Origin of the sequence: Streptomyces sp. TSRI0281 (assembly GCF_001905125.1) — a bacterium.
In the GTDB taxonomy this organism is placed as follows: Bacteria; Actinomycetota; Actinomycetes; order Streptomycetales; family Streptomycetaceae; genus Streptomyces.
The window spans coordinates 47515-65948 of the sequence record NZ_LWLE01000008.1 but is presented as its reverse complement, the minus strand read 5'-3'; the positions used below and the strand labels follow the sequence as shown (position 1 = coordinate 65948).

The following is an 18434-nucleotide window of genomic DNA, read 5'->3' as shown; positions in this document are numbered from 1 at the left end:
ACTGGGCAGCAGGAGGACGGTGCCCGGCCGGAGAGCCGGGACCGGGAGTGTGCGGCCGTGATGACCGCGGACATCGAGCGGCTGGTGCGCTGCGAGTCCCCCTCGGACGACCTGGCCGCCGTCGCCCGCAGCGCCGAGCTGGTGGCCCGGATGGGCGCCGGTCACCTCGGGGCCGAGGCGGAGCGGGTCGTCATCGACGGATGCACGCATCTGCGGTGGCGCTTCGGCCGGACCCCGCGCGTACTGCTCATCGGGCATCACGACACGGTGTGGCCGGTCGGGTCGTTGGAGAGCCATCCGTTCGAGGTTCGCGAGGGAGTGCTGCGCGGACCCGGTTGCTTCGACATGAAGGCCGGCCTGGTGATGGCGTTCCACGCCTTGGCGGACCTGATCGCCGCGGGGGCACGGACGCAGGTGTCCGGACCCGGGGCCGCGCATCCGCTGGACGGTGTCACCCTGCTCATCACCGGTGACGAGGAGCCGGGTTCGCCCTCGTCCCGGGAGCTCATCGAGGGCGAGGCCCGCGCCCACGCCGCCGCCCTCGTACTGGAGGCCGCCGGGCCGGGCGGGGCCCTGAAGACGGAACGCAAAGGGGTGTCGCGCTACGAGGTGCTGGTCCGGGGACGTGCCGCCCACTCCGGCCTTGAGCCCGAGCGTGGTGTGAACGCGACGATCGAGGCCGCCCACCAGATCCTGGCCGTGGCCGCGCTGGGCGATGCGGCACTCGGTACGACCGTCACGCCGACCCGCCTGGAGGCGGGCACCACGAGCAACACCGTTCCCGCCTCGGCACGCTTCGACGTCGACGTCCGCATACGGGACACGGCGGAGCAGCACCGTGTGGACCGAGCGATGCGCGACCTGCGGGCCCGGCTGCCCGGCGCAGCCGTGGAGATCACCGGTGGTCCGAACCGGCCGCCCCTGCAGGCCACCGCGTCGAAGGAGCTTTTCGCGCGGGCGTGCCGGCTCGCGACCGACCTCGGGCTCGGCCCGCTCACACAGGTCGCCGTCGGCGGCGCCTCCGACGGAAATCTCGCCGCGGGAGTCGGCACCCCCACCCTCGACGGCCTGGGAGCGGTGGGCGGCGGCGCACATGCCGACGACGAACATCTGCTCGTCGCGGAGCTGCCGCGGCGGACCCGACTGCTCACCGCGTTGGTGGCCGACCTCCTGGCACCGCAGGACGGCTGTCCGCCCGGACGAAGCGGGGGCCCGCATCCTGTGCCCTCGAACCAGCTGCGCGTAGACCGGGGTTGAAACCATGACCCGCGTGACCGATTTCCTGCGCGACCGCACCGAATCCCCGCCCGTCGACGCGGCGTACGCCGCGGCCGAGACCGCCGCGCGCACCGCAGGCATCGACATCCGTTGCCTGGACAGCGTCAGTGAGCTGGAGGCCGTCCGGCGCCTGTACGAGCAGATCTGGCGCACCGGCGAGAACAGTCCGGTGGTGACCGCCGACCTGCTGCGTGCGCTGGCGAAGGCGGGCAGTTACGTCAGCGGCGCCTTCGTGGGGGACGAACTGGTCGGCTCCTGCTTCGGCTTCTTCTCCCCGCCGGCGCGCGCGGCCCTGCACAGCCACATCGCCGGAGTGCTGCCCCAGGTGCGGCGGCGCAACGTCGGATTCGCCCTGAAACTGCACCAGCGGGCCTGGACGCTGGCGCGGGGTGTGGGCGAGATCTGCTGGACGTACGACCCCTTGGTGCGCCGCAACGCGTACTTCAACATCGCCAAGCTGGCCGCCGAGCCCGCCGAGTACCTGCCGGACTTCTACGGCCCCATCGACGACGGGATCAACGGCAGCGACGACAGCGACCGGATTCTGGTGCGGTGGCACCTGACGTCTCCGGACGCCGAGTCGGTCTGCGCCGGGCGGCCCATACCGGCGGACGCGGAAGCCGCCCGGTCGCGCGGAGCGGCCGTCGCCCTCGGAGTCTCCGCCACGGGCGCGCCGTCGACGGTGCGCGCGGGCGGCGACGGGCGCACCGTACTGGTGGCGGTGCCCGAAGACATCGAGGCACTGCGCGAGAGCGACCCGGCGTGCGCCGTGAGCTGGCGCACGGCGGTACGGGACGTGCTGGGCGGCCTGCTCGCCGACGGCGCGCGGGTGCGCGGCTTCGACCCGGCGGGCTGGTACGTCGTGGACCGCGGAAGCCCGACGCAGGACGACGGCGGCACGCGCCGGCACGGAACACACCCCGACGAAGCGCCACAGGAGACAGTGTGAAGGTCACCGGAGTCGAGCTGCGCACCATCAAGGCACCCCTCGTATCCCCGTTCCGCACCTCGTTCGGCACCGAGACCGTGCGGGAGGCCCTCCTGGTGCGCGTCGTCACCGACGAGGCCGAGGGCTGGGGGGAGTGCGGCGCGGGCACCGCTCCGCTGTACTCGTCGCAGTACACGCACGCCGCCGCGGACGTCCTCAGCCGCTTCCTGGTTCCGGCGCTCGCCGGGGTGGCCGACCTCGACGCCCACCGGGTCGCCCCGGCCCTGGCCGCGTTCAAGGGGCACCGCATGGCCAAGGCCGCCCTGGAGACGGCGGTGCTGGACGCGGACCTCCGGGCCCGGGGAGTGCCGCTCGCACACGCCCTCGGCGCGGTACGCGACAGAGTGCCGTGCGGGGTGTCGGTGGGGATCACGGAGTCGATCCCCGCGCTCCTCGACGCCGTCGCCGGATATCTGGACGCCGGTTATCTGCGGATCAAGCTGAAGATCGAACCCGGCTGGGACATCGAGCCGGTGCGCGCCGTCCGCGAACGGTTCGGCGACATCCTGCTGCAGGTGGACGCCAACGCCGCCTATCGCCGCGGTGACGCCCGCCAGCTGGCCCGTCTCGACCCGTTCGCCCTCCTGATGCTGGAGCAGCCCCTCGCGGAGGACGACCTCCTCGGCCACGCGGAACTCGCGCAGCGGATCACCACCCCGATCTGCCTCGACGAGTCGATCGTCTCCGCCCGCGCCGCCGCGGCCGCGCTCGCGCTCGGCGCCTGCCACGTGGTCAACATCAAGCCGGGCCGCGTCGGCGGCTATCTGGAGGCGCGGCGGATCCACGACGTCTGCGTGGCGCACGGTGTCCCCGTCTGGTGCGGCGGCATGCTGGAGACGGGACTGGGCCGCGCCGCCAACGTGGCGCTCGCCGCACTGCCCGGCTTCGTACTGCCCGGCGACACCTCGGCCTCCGACCGCTACTACCACACCGACATCACCGCACCGTTCCACCTCGTGGACGGACATCTCGCCGTGCCGACCGGGCCGGGCCTCGGCGTCACCCCCGTCCCGGAGATCCTGGACGAGGTGACGGACTCGACGACCTGGGTGCCCGTCCCCTGAGGCCCTCGCCACGCCGGTCCGTTCGTCCGTGCGGACGAACGGGCTGGCATCATTACGTCATGCGCGACCAACTCCGATGCCGGTGGGCCGGGCTAGTTTCGGCCCCGTGCTCATTCCCGTGACCAGCCTTCCGCGAGCGAGCCTCGCGCGTGTCCTGGAGGAACTCGGTTCCACCCTGCTCGACGTCGTCTGCGGTGACGCGGAACGCGCCGACGGCATCGGTGGCGTCGTCATCCACGACCCACTCGACGAGCCGGAGCTCCCGGACCACGCACTGGTCCTGGGCGTGGCCCTGCACGACCCCTCCGACATCGCCCGAGTCGTCACCCGGCTGGGACAGCGCGGCGCCGCCGCCCTGGTGGTGCGCGCGCCCCTCACCGCCGACGAGGCGCTGACCGATGCGGCCGAGGCGTCGGGCGTAGCGGTGCTCTCCTTCGCCCGCGGCGCCTCCTGGACGCACCTGGCGGGGATGCTCCGGACGCTGACGACCGACAGTAACCGGCATGACATGAACGGTCACCCGGCCGACCGGATCGAGTCCGGCGACCTCTTCGCGGTCGCCAACGCGATCGCCGCGCTGCTGGACGCGCCCGTCACCATCGAGGACCGCAACTCGCGCCTGCTGGCCTTCTCCAGCCGGCAGGAGGACATCGACCCCTCGCGGGTCCAGACGATCCTGGGCCGGCAGGTCCCCGAGCACTACACGCGCATCCTTGAGGAACGCGGGGTGTTCCAGGCGATCTACCGCAGCGACCGCCCCGTCTTCGTCGCGTCCCTCCCCGAGTCGGGCGACACGACACAGCCGCCCGAACTGCCGCGCGCGGCGATCGCCGTGCGCGCCGGGGACGAGATCCTCGGCGCGATCTGGGTGGTCGTCGCCGAGCCGCTGAGCGAGGACCGCAACGAGGCGCTCTACGAGGCGTCCAAGCTGGTCGCGATGCACATGGTGTGGCAGCGCGCGGACGCGGACATGGAACGGCGACAGCGCGCGGAGCTGCTGGCCACCGCACTGGAGAGCGGCCCCGGATCACCCGAGGCGATCCGCCGCCTCGGCCTGAAGGACGAGCCCGCCGTCGTTCTCGCACTCACCGTCGTCGACGCGGCGAACGAACTCCGGCTGCCCGCCCGTACCGCCACCGAACGCAAACGCCTCACCGACGCGTTCGCCATGCATCTGGCCGCCGTGCACCCGCGCGCCACCGCGGCGCTGATCGGCGACATCGCGTACGGCATCCTGCCTCTCCTCCCGCAGAACCGGCACGACGCCGAGGAACGGGCGGCCCGCATCGCCACCGAGTTCCTGGCCCGCGTGGGCTCCCGGCTGCGCCCCGTGATCGGTGTGGGGCCGTACGCCGAGGACAGCGCGGCGCTGGCCCGGTCGCGTACCGGAGCCGAACGGGCGTCGCGCGTCCTGCGGTCGGGAACCGCCGGGCGGTCGGTCGCCCGGCTGGACGACGTCCATGTCGAGGCACTGCTGCTGGAGCTCGCCGATCTCGTCCCGCGCGGGGACCTGCCCAGCGGCGTCCTCGCACGCGTCATCGCCTACGACGAGATCCACGAGACCAACCTGACCGACACGCTACGGAGCTGGCTCGACGCGTTCGGCGATGTCGCCACGGCCGCCGCCTCGATGTTCGTGCACCCCAACACGTTCCGCTACCGGCTCCGGCGCGCGGCGGAGGTCGGCCGGATCGACCTCAACGATCCGTCCGCACGTCTCTCGGCCTTGCTGCAACTGCACCTGATGTCGCTCAGGTCCGCCCCGGACGGCGGATGAGCGGACGGGCCGCCCGCCCGCTCATCCGGAGGCTTCCCGACGGCCCAGACCGAGTGTCCTGATCAGAAAGGCCAGCCACTCGGCGTCCTGTGCGATCGCCACCTCGTGCGATGTCGCCGCGCCGTGCCCGGCGTTGTCGAAGACGTGCAGCAGGATCGGCGCGTCCCCTTCCTGTGCCGCCTGCAGACGGGCGGCGAACTTGCGCGCCTGCCAGGCAGGACACCGCGGATCGGTCGCCCCGGCCTGAAGATAGACCGCCGGGAGGACACCGGGCCCGACCAGCTGGTAGGGCGAGAGCCGCAGCAGCCGCCGTACTTCCGCGGGATCGTCCGGATCCGCCCACGCCTTGCGGATGACGAAGTCCAGATAGGGATCGCGGGTGCCCCCGATGAGGTCGAGGAGCGGCGCCATCGGCAGCACGGCACACCACAGCTCGGGGCGCGTCGTGAGGGCGATCCCGCACATGAGACCACCGTCGGAGCCACCGGTCAGCGCCAGCCGCCCGGGTGCGGCGAGCCCTGTGGTGACGAGGTGCTCGGCGACGGCGACGAGGTCGCGGTCGCGCACGTGCTTGCGCTCCCGGTGCGCGGCCAGGTACCAGTCGCGGCCGAACTCGCCGCCCCCGCGCAGATGTGCCTGTACGAGCACGCCGCCGGCCGCGACGAAGGCGGCCATCTCGGGCCGGTACTGCGGCAGCAGAGGCACGTTCGCCGCTCCGTACGCGGAGATCAGCGTGGGCGCGGGCCGCGTCGGGTCGCTGCCCGCAGGTCGCACCACGTGGTAAGGGATCTCCACACCGTCGGGTGCCACGGCCCGCTCGAACGTCACGTCGGCGTCGAGGGTGACCGCCGGGGCCGACAGCGTCTCGATGTCCGCCTCTCCCGGACGGTGCCGATAGACGCCCCAGGAGCTGGTCGGGGTGGAGAAGGCGAAGACGAAATCGTCCGGGGGAGAGCCCACGGCCAGGCCGGTCAGGGCGAAGAACGGTGCGGAGAGCGCCCCCTGCCCGGGCAGCGGAACCTCCCCGGTGACGGCGCCGGAACGGTCGAGGATCCGTACCCGGGCGCACGTCCGGTCGAACTCACTGAGGTACAGATGGTCGCCGACCGGAGACAGGGACCGCAGCACCGTCCCGCCCTCCGGCACCAACTCCGTCCACGAGGCCGGGTCGTTGGGTTCGGCGGCGTCCAGCGGGAGCGCGACCACGCGCCCGCGTGGTGCCGCCACATCCGTCACCGCGATGTAGCGGTCGCCGACGATGTGTCCGGCGACGGTCCCGGCGCAGTCGGTGACGAAGGGGCGCCAGGGGGTGGCGGGCCGGGACAGATCGCGTACGGCGACCGGCACAGGACTGCCCACCCGGTGACTCGCGACGGCCCAGCGGCCGTCGGCCGAGAACTGCACGAGTGTGTACTCCTTGGAGCCCTCACCGACCGGGACCGGTTCCACCACGGTGCTGCCCGCGCCGTCCCGCGTGGCGAGCCGGTGACGGTACACGGCCTGCCGGAACTCGTGCGGCGCACCGGTCAGGGCGAGGAAGAGGAAGCCGCTGCTGTCGGGCAGCCACGACACGCCACCGGCCCACGCGCTGTGCAGGACCTGCCGCGGCGCGCCGTCCAGCACGCGCCCCGAGTCCACCTCGACGAGCCGGACCGTGTTGTGCTCGCTGCCGTCGGTGCAGACGCCCAGGGCCAGGACGCGACCGTCCGGCGACGGCGCGAGCCACGACAGGAACGCGGGGTTCTGCCCGTCGCCGAACGCGGACAGGCCGACCACCGGCCGGCCCGCGCCGAACGGCCGGTCGGCGACGACCACGCCGGGCGCCGCCGCACCGGGTGCGTCCACGGCGCGGAACCAGCGGCCCGCCGCGAACCTCGGCAGTGCCGGGCGGGACCCGGCATCGTAGGTCTCGATCAGCTTCCGTACGGCCTCGGGGTCCTGCCCGTCGTAGGCGATCGACGTGGCGAGTCCGGCCTGTCGGCGCTGCCACCGCCGCACCTCGTCGGTCTCCGGCTCCAGCCACCGGTACGGGTCCGGCACCCGGACGCCCGCGACGTCCTCGAAGGCGTCGACGGTCCGCGCGGGCGGATACGGCAGAGGGCTGCTGTTCACTGTGACTCCGACTCCTCGGTGTCCCGGAGACCGCCGAGGTCCCCGGGACGCATGGACTGTTCTTCCGGTGCGTCCGTATCCGGAGCCGCCGCCTCGAAGCCCGCTCGCGCGGCCTCGGAGAACTCGGCACGCAGTCGCTCGAACGCCCCGGGGATCCGGTTCACCCGCCGGACGTGGAGCAGTGCGTCGTAGGCGGCCGGGAAGTCGTCGACGGGGTCGAGCTCCCCACCGGCGAGCGTCCCCCGGACGCCGTCGAAGAACCCGTCGGGCGCACGGCGCGGTTCGAGGAGGGCCACCTCCCGGCCGAGCCGGTCGAGCCGCGATTCGACGGACGTCGGCGTCAGGGTCCGTGTCCCGAGCGTGACGTCGCAGTCGAACGGACGCGACGACCGCTGGGTGAAGGTGACCTCGGGCCCGGAGCCGTACGTCATCCCGATGACGACGAGGTCCGCCCCCAGCTGGGCGGAGAGCAGCCCGCCCAGCGTCGGCCGACCGTGCAGCGGTGTACGGCGGACGTGTGCGTTGTGCGCGCTCACCACGACGCGCCGCTCCCGGCGCAGGATCCACTCCACGCTGCGCGCCATGAACGCCTCCCGCGGATAGGGACCCTCCGAGGAGGTGCCGTCCTCGTCGGCCTCGGCGACGAAGGCTTCGAGCGAGGCCGCGCACCACAGGGCGATCTCGGCATCCTCGTCGTCCGGGCCGCTGCGCCGGTGGGCGCGCAGTGCGCGCTCCTCCAGCCCGCGAAGGCCGTCGAGCAGCCGGGCACGGTCCGAGGCGGACATCGCCGCGTAACGGACCGCCGCCCGCGACCGGTCGCCCAGATCGCTCAGCCGCAGCAACTCCTCGTCACCCGGGCGGGCGGGCAGCCGGTCGAGGCAGGCACGGACGGCCGGGCCGGGGGAGGTGGACGAGCCGGGCAGGTCCATCCCGTAGAAGGCGACCTTCGCCGCCCCGCCGGAGTTGCGCCGACGCATCCAGCGCAGTTGCCGACGCATCGGCTCGCACGCGCCGAAGCGGTAGGTGACGCCGTCCCGGGCGACGGTCTCGACCCGTCCCGGCCCGCCGCCGATCCACTTGTCGACGGCTAGCCCCTCGGCGAATCCGGACTCCAGGACCAGCCCGGTGAATCCGCACTCCCGGACCAGGAACCGGAACAGCAGGTCCCTGAGCCCGTAGAACTCCGTGATGTTGTGCGCGCCCTCGCCGAGCGCCACCACCCGTGCTGTGCCGATCAGTCGACGCAGCGCGGCCATGTCCGCAGATGTGTCGTGGAACGTGTCCATGACGGTTCACCTCCTTCCCGCGCGGAATTCAGTGGTGGAAGTACCAGAGTTCCGGCGTGTACAGGTAGCTGAGCAGTGAGCTGAACGACGACGGCGGCCCGGAGAGGGTGTTCTTCCACACGACAAGGGTGTGCGGAGTCGGGAAGTAGAGCACCGGCAGGTCCTTGCCGAGGTGGGTCACCTCGGCCGACAGTGCCCGGGAATCCGCTCCGAACGTCGACGCGTCGATCAGCCTGTCCGCCTCGGCGTCGCGGTACCCGCCGAGATTGAAGCTGCCTCCCGTGTTGAACACGGTGTTGCTGCTCGGGTATCCGGCCGCCAGGTACAGCGGTCCGTAGTCCTGCGCCGCCCACTTGTTCCTGTTGGCGGGCGCGAAGGAGTTGCCGTAGTTGGTGTACAGGTAGTTGAGCGACTTGCTCACGAGCGTGACCTTGATGCCCAGCTTCTTGGCCTCCGACGCGAAGGCGGTACCCCGGGCGCCGACGTACGCCGGGGTGTTCGCGGAGGCGAGGGAGAAGTCGACCGTCTGCCCGCGCGGGATGCCCGCCCCGCACTCGTCGGCCCCGGTGCCCGGGCGTCGGCAGGTGGTGGTGCCGCCCGGCTCGACCTTCCAGCCGTGGTCGGTGAGCAGCTTCCTGGCGGCGGCCGGGTCGTAGGGGTAGGGCGCCTTGTCACCGAACGCGGGCGGGTACGGGGAGCCGTCGCCCGCGGTGGAGTAGTTGGGGGAGGCGGCACCGTTGTACACGCCCCGGCTCCTGATGTAGCCCTGCTGGTCGATCAGGTGCTGCAGGGCCTGGCGGACGTACGGCTGGGCGATCACCTTGTCGAAGTGGTGGGTGGTGTTCTCGAAGTTCAGGACCAGTGGGTCGAACCGGGCGGGCGCCGGGGCTCCGTAGACGTGGTAACCCTTCTTCTTCAGCGCGCCGATCTGCATGATGAAGCTGGAGTCCAGCGTTCCGACGGTCAGGTTGCCGGCCTTGAACTGGTTGAGGACCGCCGGGGCCGAGGTGAACGACTTGAAGTCGACCCGGTCGAGCCGGGAGTCGCCGGGCCCGCTGTAGGACGTGTTGGGGACCAGGGAGAACGAACCGGTCGTGGGGTCGAAGCTCTTGAGACGGTACGGGCCGTTGACCACCTGCCAGAGCGGGTTGTCGGCGAAGGTGGCCTGGGACTCCGACTGCCCGGTGAGGTAGGCGTAGATGGCCTTGGCGTTCTTCGGCCGTGTGTAGTCCAGGTGCGGCCCCGCGGTGCGGGCGATGTTCCACTCCTTGGAGGGCATCACGTACAGCAGGGTCAGCATCGACATCAGATAGGACGGGTTGTACGCGGTCGTGGACCTGAGGGTGAGCTCGTCCGGCGCTGTGGCCTTCGCGGTGATGCCGTCGGGGAACTGCCCCGGGGTGTAGAAGCTCCAGTTGGCCGGGCTCTCCTTGAGCGAGGCCTTCAGCAGGGCGAGGGAGAAGACGACGTCGTCGGCGGTGACCGGCCTGCCGTTGGACCATGAGTACCGCTTCAGCCTGATGCTCGCGGTCTTGCGGTCGGTGCTGTAGCGGGGCGGCTCGGCCAGACTCAGTGCGGCGTCCGCGATCCGGTCGCCCTCACCACTGGGGCGGTAGAGGGAGCGCCACAGGAGCCCCCGGGCGATGACGGTGCCGTTGGCGGACGCCGGCGGATACGGATAGATGTAGTTGGGGCTCAGCCCTGGAGTCAGCGCGACCGTGACCGTGCCGCCGTCCTCGGGCTTCCCGGACTCCTTCGGCAGGGTCTGGTAACCGCCCTGCAGATCCTTGGCCAGGTCGCCGCCGGTGCACGCCGTGGCCAGTACGGCGAGCACGGCGGCGAGCACCGCGAAGCGGCGTCCTCGCGCCTTGCCGGGCACATGTGTCATGGATGGCTCCCTGCGAGGTGTGGTGGAAGAGGGGAAAGGGGCGACAGCCGCGGTGAGCGGTCTCAGCCGGCCCGGTGACCGACCGCGTCGCGGAGCGCGTCGGCCAGCAGATTGAGCCCGAGCACCGTGACGATGACGCAGATGCCGACGGGATACACCAGCCACCAGTAGTCGGCGGAGATGAACGTCGCGCCGTTGGCGAGCTGGCTGCCCCAGTCCGCGGTCGGGTACGTCAGTCCGAAGCCCAGGAAGCCCAGTGCGGCGACGACGAGGATCGCGTCGGCCACCTGGAAGGTGATGACGACGATGATCACGCTGAGCGCGTTCGGGATCAGGTGGGTGAGGATGAGCCGCGGGCGGGAGGCCCCCATCACGCGGGCCGCCAGCACGAACTCCCGTACCCGCAGGGTCAGGACCTCACCGCGGACGAGCCGGGCGGAGACCAGCCAGGAGAACCCGCCGATGACCAGACTCAGCGACACGGCGTTCGCGTGGAAGCGCACCGAGAGGATCAGGACGAAGAAGAGGAAGGGGATCGACAGCAGGGTGTCGACCACCCGCATCAGGAACCCGTCGACGATCCCGCCGGCGAGTCCGGCGACGGCGCCGTAGACCGTACCGATCGTGGTGGCGAACAGCGCGGCGAGCAGCCCGATCTGCAAGGAGACCCTGCCGCCCGCCATGAGCCGGCCGAGCACGTCGAACCCGTTGAGGTCCGTCCCGAGCGGATGCTCGGTGCTGGGCGGCAGAGCCGCGTTCACCAGATCCACGTCGGTCTGGTTGGTCCGGTAGACCAGGGGGCCGACGAAGCAGAACGCGACGACGAGTATCAGGAGCAGCCCGCCCGCGAGGCCCAGTGGATGGCGCCGCAGTGCCTGCAACGCCGGTTGGAGAGTGAACCGCTCGCGCACGTCGGCCGGTTCGGCAGGGCCGACTGCTGACGGCTTGGTGGCGCCCGCCTCCGGGGCCTCCGCCGTGTCCGTGTGTCGTGAGGTCATTTGTTCAACTCGATTCGGCTGTCGACGGCGGCGACCGCGATGTCGGCGACGAAGTTGCCGGCCACGGTGAGGACGCCGCCGATCAGGGTGTAGGCGAGGAGCACCGGGTAGTCCTCGTGCTGCAGGCTGTTGAGGAACAGCAGGCCGAGGCCGGGGTAGTTGAAGAGCGACTCGACGATCAGGTTGCCTGCCAGGAGGCTGGGGACGAGCGTGCCGACCAGCGTGATCAGCGGCAGACAGGCGTTGCGCAGCAGATGGCGCGTCAGGACGCTCCGCTCCGGGAGCCCCTTGGCCCGCGCGACCCGGATGTAGTCCTGGCCGAGCTGGTCGAGAGCCGACGAGCGCTGGTACTGGGAGAAGATCGCGACGCTGGTGATGGCGAGCGTGATGACGGGCAGGGCCATGGCGCGGGGATCGGTCAGGACCACCCACGTGGAGTGCGACTGGGACGCCTCGGCGGGGAAGAACGACAGGGACTGGCTGAACACGGCGATCAGGATCAGGCCCAGCAGGAACGACGGAGTCGCGTAGAGCACGTAGGAAGCCGCCGTCGTGGCGCGGTCGACGAGACTGTTGCGGCGGACCGCCTGGAGGATGCCGAGCGGGACGGCGATCAGCAGCGCGAGGACCAGGCCGGCGAGCGACAGCATCGCGCTGCGGCCGGCGTTCTGCCGCAGTACCGCCCCCACGTTCTCGTTGAGCTTGTAGGACCTGCCCAGGTCACCGTGGGCGAGCTGGCCCAGATAGCTGAAGTACTGCACGACGAGCGGCCGGTCGAATCCGTGCTCCCGGTTGAAATCGGCCACGGCCCGGGGGGACGCGCGCTGTCCCAGGACCACCCGGCCCGGGTCGTCCGAGACCACGTGCAGCAGGAAGAACACCATCGCGGAGATGCCCAGCACGACGACGAAGGAGATCGCCAGCCGTCGGACCACGTACCAGCTCATGCGTGTCCATCTCCTCTCCGGGAGATCCGTGGGGTCCGTGAGGTGCGGGGGAGGGATGAGTGACGGTTCATCGTGCGGAGAGCTCCTCGGGCTGTGCGGCCGGCGAGCGCAGCGGGTGGTGACAGGCGGCCTTGTGCGTGCCGGCGAGGGTCGTGAGGGCGGGCTCCGTCGCCGCGCACTCCTCGGTCGCCAGTGGACATCGGGTGCGGAACCGGCAGCCGCTGGGCGGATCGATGGGACTGGGCAGTTCGCCGCGCACGCGCGTGCCCGACCGGGGGCGCGGTGCGGCGGGGTCCGCCTCGGGAACCGCCGCGAGCAGCCCCGCGGTGTACGGGTGCGCGGTGGACCCGTACACCTCCTCGGTGGTGCCGGTCTCCATCAACTTGCCCAGGTACATGACTCCGACGCGGTCGGCCAGGTACCGCACGACCGCGAGATCGTGGGAGATCACGACGCTGCTCAGTTCGCGTTCACGCTGGACGCGGTGCATGAGATTGAGGACCTGGGAACGGATGGAGACGTCCAGTGCGCTGACCGGCTCGTCGGCTACCAGCACCTTGGGGTCCAGGGCCAGCGCGCGGGCCAGGCCCACCCGTTGGCGCTGTCCCCCGGAGAGTTCGTGGGGATAGCGCTCCAGGACGCCCGCTGGCAGCCCCACGTCCCCGAGGAGCTCGCGGGCCCGTGCGGTCCGGGCGGCGCGCGTGCCGATGCCCTGGATCGCGAGGGGCTCGCGCAGGATCGCGCCGATGCGCATGCGGGGGTCGAGAGAGGAGTTGGAGTCCTGGAACATCATCTGCAGCTGGGACCGGCGCGGCGCGAGTTCGCGGGCACTCATACCGGTCACCGACGCACCGTCGAAGATCACCTCGCCCGACGTGGGCCGATTCAGGGCCACGAGCATGCGGCCCAGCGAGGACTTGCCGCACCCCGACTCCCCGACCAGGCCGAACGTCTCACCGGGCGCCACGTCGAAGCTCACTCCGGAGACCGCCTTGACGGTGCGGCGCCGCCCGAGGAGCCCCCGTCGGCCCACCGGGTACTCCAGCCGGAGATCGACGACCCGCAGCCGCGGCGCCGTCTCGCCCGTCGCAGGGGCGTCGGCGGGGACGACGGGCCGTGCGACGGCCGTTGCCGAGCCGGTACGGACCGGTGGCGTGGCGACCGGGTGCCAACACGCGTGGGTGTGCCCGTCCTCCTCCACCGAGAGCGGCGGCCGCTCCTCGTGGCAGCGGTCCGTGGCGGCGGCGCAGCGCGGCGCGAAAGGACAGCCCGCGGGGGAGGCGGACAGATCAGGTGGTGTGCCGGGAATGCTGAAGAGCCGCTCGCGCCGGTCCTGGGTGAGCGAGGGGATCGAGGAGAGCAGTGCATGGGTGTAGCGGTGCCGGGTATGGCTGAAAAGAGCTGGTGTCGGCCCGGTCTCGGCCACGCGCCCGGCGTACATCACGCCCACCCGGTCGGCATGCCGGGCGATCACTCCCATGTCGTGGGTGATCAGGATCATGGACATCCCCAGCCGGGACCTGAGGTCGTCCAGGAGATCGAGGATCTCCGCCTGGATGGAGACGTCCAGCGCGGTGGTCGGCTCGTCCGCGATGACGACCCGCGGCTCGCACGCCAGGGCCATCGCGATCATCACCCGTTGCCGCATGCCGCCCGAGAGCTGGTGCGGATAGTCGTCCAACCGCTCGACGGGCCTCGGTATCCCGACCAGGTCGAGCAGCTCCGCGGCGCGTGCGCGCGCGGCCTGCTTCGACGCACCCCGGTGCAGCCGCACCGGTTCGGCGACCTGGTCGCCGATGCGGCGGGTGGGGTTCAGGGCCGTCATCGAATCCTGGAACACCATCGCGATGTCGTTGCCGCGCAGGGCCCGGTACCGCTCCGCGGGGAGTCCGACGAGCTCCGTACCGCCGAAGTCGATCGAGCCGCCGGTCACCCGGCCACCGGCCGGCAGCATGCCCATCACGGCCAGGCCGGTCATGGACTTGCCGGATCCGGTCTCCCCGACGATCCCCAGGGTCTCCCCGCGATCGAGCGCCAGACCGACGCCCGAGACCGGGTGGACGATCCGGTCGCCCCGGCGGATCTCGACCGACAGATCGCGGATCGTCAGCACCCGGCTGCCGTCCGCGGGCTCACGTGCGTTCTCAAAACCATCGCTCGCGCGCACGATATGGCTCTCCATCTCCTCGACCATCCGACGATTTTGAGACACGTACTTCAGTCGTCGTTCGTCGGGTTCACTGAATATTCAGGTGTGCGTCGTTCCGATCGCACGAAGGGAATCTCCTGCCGTGCACGGCGCTCAGCCGGCGGACGCGGGCCGGCTTAGTTCGTTCCGCAGCAGGCGCCGTACGTTCTCCCCCAGGACCGCGACGATGTCGCGCTCCGGCCACCCCCGCTGTTGCAGCGCGTCGGTGACCAGCGGCAGCCCGGCCGGGCCCTCCAGCCCGGGCAGATACGCGTCGGCCGGCACTCCCTCGACGAAGGCCCGCTCGCAGCACGGGGGAGTGGTGTCGGCGAGCACTTCCTTGATGAAGTCGGGTCCCAGCCCGACGTGCTCGACGCCGGCCACCCCGGCCAGGTGCTCGATGTGGTCGATCAGCCGGCCGATCGAGTAGTCGCTCTCGTGCAGGTACGGAGCGAAGAAGTTCACGCACACCACTCCGCCGCCCGCGGCGACGCCCCGGATCTGCTCGTCGTCAAGGTTGCGGTGGTGGTCGAAGAGTGCCCGAGCGCCGGAGTGCGTGGCGATCACCGGCCGCGAGGACAGCTCCAGGACGTGCTCGACCCCGGACGCGCCGAGATGGCTGATGTCGTAGAGCATGCCGAGGCGCTCCATCTCGGCCAGCGCCGCGACCCCGGCTCGGGTCAGCCGGCCGCCCGTCGCGTCCTCGCCGCTGCCGTCGGCCAGGGAGGTGCGACCGAAGTGGGCCAGGGACGCGATCCTGACGCCCAGCCGGAACAGGGTCTCCAGCAGCTCCACGTCCTCGCCCACGCCGGGTGCGCTCTCCAGCGCCAGCACCAGGGCGATCCGGCCCTCGGCCAGCGTCCGGTCGACCTGGGCGCCGTCCGTGCACAGCGTGACGGCATCGGCGTTGCCGGCCGCGAGGCGGTGCGCCGCCTCGATCATGCGCAGCGTGCGGCGGAGCGCGCCCTCCGGCCGGTACTGATCCTCGACGAACACCGGCAGCGCCTGGAGGTTCACCCCGCCGGCCCGCAATTGCGGCAGCCAGCGCTCCCGGAAGAACTCCGCCCAGTGGTCCACGGGCCGGGCGACCACCGCGCACAGCAGGTCGTTGTGCAGGTCCGCCACGATCGCGCGTCGGTGCAGCTCGTTCATCGCTGTGCCCGCCGCTCGGCCCGGCCGGTATGCAGATACAGCGCATGTCCCTGCCCGTCGTCACCGAGGAAGGCGAGCGGCGCGTGGGCCCCGCGCTCCGGCTCGACCGGGATCAAGGTGTCACCGCGCCGGCCGACCAGCTCCGTGCGGTACGGCGGCTCGTCCAGTTCGGCGATGGCTCCCCGGGGAGTGCGCTCCAGCCACAGTCGCCCGTCGGTGTCCCGGCTCACCGTGGTCTCGGCGGTGCTGGACGTGTACGTACCGACGTACCGGGACGTCTCCGCGACGGGAGCGCCCGGGTCCGGCACCGGCGGGGCAGGCAGGCCGACCCCGGCGAGTTCACCGAGGACCCGGTCCGCGATCTCCGTACAGACGCGCCGTGACAGGCCGCCGTTGGTGAGGACCGCCACCGCGACATCCCGTTCCGGCACCAGGCGCAGGAACGCCGACTGACCGATGGTGTTCCCGTCGTGTCCGATGACCGCGGCGCCCGACAGGTCGAAGAGCTCCCAGCCGAGCCCCCAGGCGGCGCCCTGGCCGATGTCGGGCAGCGTGACCTGCGGCCGTCGCATCGCCCGGACGGTCTCCGGGCCGAGCACGCTCACTCCGTCGGGGCCCCGGCCTCCGGCGAGGTGCATCCGGGCGAAGGCCAGCAGATCGCGCGCGGGCATCGCCAGCATCGATCCGGCCGGTGCGTTCGAGCGTGCCAGGGCCCACACGGGCGTCGGTTCGAGCGGCGCCCCCGGCACCTTCTCGACGTGACCCACCGCTGTGCGGTGGACGATCGCCTCGTAGGGGTCACTCGCGGTGCGACTCATGCCCAGCGGAGTGAACAGGTGCCGCCGGGCGCAGACGTCGAACGGCTCCTCGCGCAGCACCTCGACGATCCGCCCGAGCACGCAGTACCCGGCGTTGTTGTACGAGAACATCGCGCCCGGCCGGAAGAGCTGCGGCACGTCCCGCAGGACGCCCAGATACTTTTCCAGGCAGTCGTCGCCCTTGCCGGTGTCGGTGAAGATGTCTCCCTCGAAACCCGCGACATGACTCAGCAGCTGCCGCGTGGTGATCCCGCGCGCCGCTTCCTCGTCGGCGATCCGGAACTCCGGCAGGACGGCCCGTACGGGAGCGTCCAGATCCAGTCGTCCCTCGTCGGCCAGCTGCATGATCAGCGTCGCGGTCATCACCTTGGTGATCGACCCGATCTGGAAGAGTGAGTCCACCGTGGCGTCGACCCCGGTGGCCGTGCTCAGCACACCCGCCGCGGATTCGACCCATGCGTCACCGGCCTGGACCGCCACGGCTGCCCCCGGCACCTGGCTCTCGACGACCAGATCCGGCAACCGACGGCGCAGCCAGGCGCCGATCTCTTCCAACTTGTTCAGCTGATCCGACCCGTCCAGCTTGTGCACGGCATCCTCCCTGCTCGACTGCGCAGGAGCTTAGAACGTGCGGAAACCGCCCTCTTCGTCCACTTCCACCACATGCGGACCGGGCATTGGTGCGACTGGCCGAAACCGGGCATGGGCGGTCCCGGATCGGCCATGGCTGCCACCCGCAACTACCTGTACTCGCTCCATGGCGAAGTCGCTCCGCTGGCCGTGCACGTCGGCCCGCTCAACGCCGGCAGCGAAGGCCACGACAGCTTCGGGGTGCTTCCCTGCCGCCCGGGATCACCGTGGTCGAGCCGGACCGGCCGGCCGGCATCTACGGGGATCGGCCCATGCCGCTTCCCGTGCGGCTGTCCGCGTGCGGCGCCCTGCTGCCGCTCGCCTGCCGGAGGAGCGCGAGAGCCTCCTCGGACGGGGAGCCGGCGGGGGTTGTGCACACGACGAGCGCCTGCTCCGGTGAACGGGCGATCGACAGTGTCTGCTGTGTCACCGTCACCGTGCCGACGACGGGATGGTGCAGCTCATAGGTCGCGGCATCGCACGGCACCACACGGTGGTCCCCCCACAGGGCGACGAACTGCGGGCTTTTCATCGTCAGTTCACCGATCAGCTCCGCGAGCAGCGGGTCCTCCGGGTGCCTGCCGACGGCGACGCGCAGATTGCCGACCACGGCGTGCGCCTTGCGCTTCCAGTCCGCGTACAGCTCCTGGCAGTGCGGGTCCAGGAACAGCATCCGGCTCATGTTCGGGCGTCGCGCCGGGTCGTCCGGGCGCGAGGAGGTCCAGGTGACCGGCCAGCAGGGCATGCCCGAGGGTGTTCCAGGCCAGCACGTCCGTACGGCGGCCGAGCACTACCGCCGGGACGCCGTCGACCGCGCGGAGGAGGTCGCGTGTTTCGCCGGCGAGCCTCTCGGGCCGCGGGCGGCGCAGCCGGGGCGCGTGGCGGGCGGCGCCGGCGAGCCGGTCGAGGTGCTCGCGCTCGTGGCCGTCGAGCAGGAGAGCGCGGGCGATCGCGTCGAGCACCTCGGCGGAGGCCCCGCGGGACTGGCCCTGTTCCAGCCGTGCGTAGTACGAGACGCTGACGCCCGCCAGCTGGGCCAGTTCCTCCCGCCGGAGCCCGGCCACCCGCCTGCGGGGTCCGAGGTCACGCAGGCCGACGTCCTCGGGGCGCAGCCGCGCCCGTCGGGCTTGGAGGAAGGCGCCGAGAGGCCCGGGTCCGTTCATCCCCCCAGTATTCGGCGTGCGGCCCCGCCCCAGCCACACCCTGTGAGGGGGAGGACAACCCGGGAGTGGTGCGTGCCCGCCCGCGTCGCCAGGCTCGGTCCCCTTCAGCGACGTACTCCGGACCGAGGGCGGACCACATGGATCA

Annotated in this window: 12 protein-coding genes and 1 pseudogene; 4 read left to right on the top strand and 9 right to left on the bottom strand. The window is 71.6% G+C overall.

Annotated elements, in window-relative coordinates; all coding sequences use genetic code 11:
* The first annotated feature begins 60 nt into the window (after window positions 1-60).
* From A6A29_RS15090 to A6A29_RS15075, 4 genes are all read left to right on the top strand, one after another.
* Window positions 61-1257 carry a M20 family metallopeptidase gene (locus A6A29_RS15090; RefSeq protein WP_079182777.1) on the top strand — a complete coding sequence of 399 codons (1197 nt, stop codon included), beginning with the start codon at window positions 61-63 and terminating at the stop codon, window positions 1255-1257.
* A 13-nt stretch (window positions 1258-1270) separates the two neighbouring features.
* Window positions 1271-2227 (top strand): GNAT family N-acetyltransferase, encoded by a 957-nt coding sequence (locus tag A6A29_RS15085; RefSeq protein ID WP_198953077.1) that lies wholly within the window; start codon window positions 1271-1273, stop codon window positions 2225-2227.
* A complete protein-coding gene (gene menC, locus A6A29_RS15080) occupies window positions 2224-3330 on the top strand; it encodes an o-succinylbenzoate synthase (protein WP_073720591.1) in 1107 nt (368 codons plus the stop codon). Before A6A29_RS15085 ends, menC begins: the two co-directional genes overlap by 4 nt.
* Before the next feature lie 106 nt (window positions 3331-3436).
* Complete coding sequence (locus A6A29_RS15075; RefSeq protein ID WP_241838477.1) at window positions 3437-5107, top strand: PucR family transcriptional regulator; 1671 nt, start codon at window positions 3437-3439, stop codon at window positions 5105-5107.
* A gap of 21 nt (window positions 5108-5128) precedes the next feature.
* Here the strand turns inward: A6A29_RS15075 and A6A29_RS15070 are convergent, their stop codons facing one another.
* From A6A29_RS15070 to A6A29_RS15030, 9 genes and pseudogenes are all read right to left on the bottom strand, one after another.
* Entirely contained in the window at window positions 5129-7219 is a 2091-nt protein-coding gene (locus tag A6A29_RS15070) for a prolyl oligopeptidase family serine peptidase (protein WP_073720589.1), read from the bottom strand.
* Window positions 7216-8505, bottom strand: coding sequence for an erythromycin esterase family protein (locus tag A6A29_RS15065; RefSeq protein ID WP_073720588.1), 1290 nt, complete (start codon window positions 8503-8505; stop codon window positions 7216-7218). Before A6A29_RS15065 ends, A6A29_RS15070 begins: the two co-directional genes overlap by 4 nt.
* Window positions 8506-8533: 28 nt before the next feature.
* The gene (locus A6A29_RS15060; RefSeq protein ID WP_073720587.1) at window positions 8534-10393 is read right to left on the bottom strand and encodes an ABC transporter substrate-binding protein; all 1860 of its coding nucleotides are present in this window, start codon (window positions 10391-10393) and stop codon (window positions 8534-8536) included.
* Between the two features lie 62 nt (window positions 10394-10455).
* Window positions 10456-11391, bottom strand: a complete 936-nt coding sequence (locus A6A29_RS15055) for an ABC transporter permease (protein ID WP_079182762.1) — start codon at window positions 11389-11391, stop codon at window positions 10456-10458.
* Window positions 11388-12338 (bottom strand): ABC transporter permease, encoded by a 951-nt coding sequence (locus A6A29_RS15050; RefSeq protein ID WP_073720586.1) that lies wholly within the window; start codon window positions 12336-12338, stop codon window positions 11388-11390. Before A6A29_RS15050 ends, A6A29_RS15055 begins: the two co-directional genes overlap by 4 nt.
* A 67-nt stretch (window positions 12339-12405) precedes the next feature.
* Window positions 12406-14532: a dipeptide ABC transporter ATP-binding protein gene (locus tag A6A29_RS15045; protein WP_241838476.1), complete on the bottom strand. Its 2127-nt coding sequence runs from the start codon at window positions 14530-14532 to the stop codon at window positions 12406-12408.
* 108 nt (window positions 14533-14640) lie between these two features.
* Complete coding sequence (locus tag A6A29_RS15040) at window positions 14641-15678, bottom strand: dipeptidase (protein ID WP_073720585.1); 1038 nt, start codon at window positions 15676-15678, stop codon at window positions 14641-14643.
* A complete protein-coding gene (locus A6A29_RS15035) occupies window positions 15675-17087 on the bottom strand; it encodes a serine hydrolase domain-containing protein (protein WP_241838475.1) in 1413 nt (470 codons plus the stop codon). The genes A6A29_RS15040 and A6A29_RS15035 overlap by 4 nt, the downstream gene beginning before the upstream one ends.
* A 295-nt stretch (window positions 17088-17382) precedes the next feature.
* A pseudogene (locus tag A6A29_RS15030) lies at window positions 17383-18289 on the bottom strand (helix-turn-helix domain-containing protein).
* Window positions 18290-18434: the final 145 nt, after the last annotated feature.